A 2,456-nucleotide genomic window follows, 5' to 3' on the forward strand; every position below is an offset into this window, starting at 1 on the left:
CGCAAGCGCGCACATGACGCGAGTTTGCCTACAAAGAGGGGGTTTTAGGACTAGCCCGGTAAAGCGGGCCACGCAGCAACGCGTTCGCCGGGTTGTCGCGATCGAGCGAAACGTGCAGGAAATGTCGCGTGAGCGCGAAGTGCTGCCGGAAGAGGTCAAAGTTTGACAGAAAAGCCTGCGAGCGAGTGATGTGCCGCCCGCATTCACGAGTAGTTTGATGGCTGTTTTCGGCCCGCTTGTTCACCCGGGCACAGGTCTTGACGAAGACGTGTTTGACGGTGGCGAGTTCCGGTATTTCGGCCTTCGTCGCCGGGTAGCTGAACATCTGGTTGGTCACGATCCTCCTTAGCGCTTCGGAACACGACCCCAGCATGCATCTATGGAAACCCTTGGCTGCAGGCTTTTCGCGACGCTTCTGCAGCAGAACGTCGAGTTCGGCGCAGCGCTGATCGTTGGCCCCCAACAGTAGATACGGTTCGCCAACCTCGCACCAGCACCGTATCGTCTGCGACAGAGATTTCCATCGGGCGCAGCTGACAGTCATGCCGCGCACAAACGGTATTCCTCCAATGTCGCCCAGACTTAACTGGAACCTGGAAAGGCAGCGCCCCGCACAACCAGTGACCGCGCCCGAAACCCGATGCCAGTGACAGAGCACCGGCGATTTCCTTATCGACACGCTCTACCAGCAAATCCGGTTACCGTAAAAATGCCTTAAACGGACATCGTTCTGGTGATATTCGACAAACAAACAGTTTTCATGTCAGATCAGCTCATCATGATCTTTCCGATCATCAATGAAGCAGCATTGGCGAGATTCGAAACTGACGGACCGGAATACGCCATGCAGTTTCGATTGTCCCAAACGCCGCTCTGGCCCGCGAGGCCTCGTTAGTTGCCGCCTTGGTAAAGCTCACGCAGCTGCGCTGCCTGGCCACTTTTCTGAAAATCCTCCAGCTCGCGTATCACTTGCGCGCGCGTTTTTCCAAGGGAAACGGGGGGCGCCGGTGTGACAGTCGGAACCGCGACCGCTGAAACCTGCGAGGCGTCGCCATCCGCTACCGAGTCCTTCTGGCTGATCGCCGATTGTGCGAAGCATCCGTCTGCTGTAACTCCAGCTATCAGGGCAAGGAAGACGGCGATCGATTGACAAAGTTTCATGGGAGCTCTCCCTCGGAGTTGAGGAGATCGGCCTGTGCATCTTTCGCCGACCGGCAGCAGTTTTCGCACGAACCAGGACAGGTTCGCCTGGTTGCGACGATCAACCGGTCTGGGCGCACTCGACGAATGCCCTTCCACCGTTGCTGTCCTATTCATTCTTGGTCAGACCCAACGCCATCGCTACGCACATGCGTAGGCGACGGACAAGCAACACGTGCGAAAGATGTATGCATTCCCGTTGTCCGATTCGGGTGCGGTATCAGGTAGCCGGCCTCCCTGACGGCGCTTCTTTGCTAAACCCATGCAGGTGAGGAGAAGGCAGCATGACCCCGTTGATACATTTGTGGCTGATGGTAGCGATGGCAACCTGTTATCCTGTTTTTATCGTATGGCGGCTACGGACGAAGGTGCTGTGCACCCATGACCACCGTCGCTGCTTTCGCTTTGGCGCGCGCGCCGTGCCGTCTTACTCCGTTAGCCACGTTCGGTGAGAACCTGACTAACTAGTGGTATGCCAATGAAGCCGCTTGGTATCGTGCACTATTCGCCCACGGCGGCTTTTATGATCAAGCAGCCTTATGAGATCGTCACGCTTCCTGGTGCGCAAGTTTCGCTCGGCGGCTCTGGAGCGTGCGTTCCGTTTGGACTATGCGCGTCGCTACGCGGGGCAACGCCGGCTGGCTAGCACCCTCTTCACGCTGACATGGATAGCGTTTTCCATCCGTGATTATTGGTGGAGGATGGACATCCTCGATCCGAACCACATCCATCACATCGGCTACGTTCGACTCGCAGGCGCCGTGGGTATGGCTGCGGCGGTATGGTTGATGTGGGGAGCGCGCGCCTTAGACGAACGCTGGGCCGTCGGACTACATTGTCTATGGACGCTGAGCTGCTGGTTCGCCCTATTGTGGATGTTGGTCATTTACCCGAGGACCTTGGCCGTCCCGGAAATTTTCCCCGTCCTATATCTCACCGTTTTCATGATATTCACGGCGTTCCGGCTTCGCGCAATTACGGCGGCGTGGTTAGTCGGAATATGCTTTGTTACGTTCCACCTGACGCTTTACCTCCAGCCACTGGATAACGCCGAACCGCAGTGGTTTTTCTGGCTTACGCGCGGGTCGATCGTGCTCATGATGTCTATCGTTGGCATCATCGTCAGCATTCAAATTGAACGCTCGGCCCGGCGCGAATTCGTGTTCCGGCGCACGTTGCGTGCAGCCAAGGCGCGCGTTGAAACGACGTCCCGCGTAGTCAAGCAACAAAATGAACGTATGAAAGAACTCATCAAA

Annotated in this window: 3 protein-coding genes; 1 reads left to right on the plus strand and 2 read right to left on the minus strand. The window is 56.8% G+C overall.

All coding sequences use genetic code 11. The features are described from left to right. Positions 1 to 28: 28 nt before the first annotated feature. Both PQR42_RS45290 and PQR42_RS45295 read right to left on the minus strand, forming a co-directional pair. Complete coding sequence (locus tag PQR42_RS45290; RefSeq protein WP_459252335.1) at positions 29 to 673, minus strand: DDE-type integrase/transposase/recombinase; 645 nt, start codon at positions 671 to 673, stop codon at positions 29 to 31. 218 nt (positions 674 to 891) lie between these two features. Further along, positions 892 to 1,161 (minus strand): hypothetical protein, encoded by a 270-nt coding sequence (locus tag PQR42_RS45295; RefSeq protein ID WP_408496049.1) that lies wholly within the window; start codon positions 1,159 to 1,161, stop codon positions 892 to 894. A 578-nt stretch (positions 1,162 to 1,739) separates the two neighbouring features. Between PQR42_RS45295 and PQR42_RS45300 the strand changes: the two genes are divergently transcribed. Then, the coding region (locus tag PQR42_RS45300) for a hypothetical protein (RefSeq protein WP_408496051.1) at positions 1,740 to 2,456 on the plus strand (717 nt) is incomplete at its 3' end.

It is taken from the genome of Paraburkholderia sediminicola (assembly GCF_046027355.1).
Taxonomy (GTDB): domain Bacteria; phylum Pseudomonadota; class Gammaproteobacteria; order Burkholderiales; family Burkholderiaceae; genus Paraburkholderia; species Paraburkholderia sediminicola_B.

Bases quoted from the DNA above. Each gene is read 5' to 3' on its own strand.
- PQR42_RS45295 (WP_408496049.1), bottom strand. From the start codon at position 1,161: ATGAAACTTTGTCAATCGATCGCCGTCTTCCTTGCCCTGATAGCTGGA.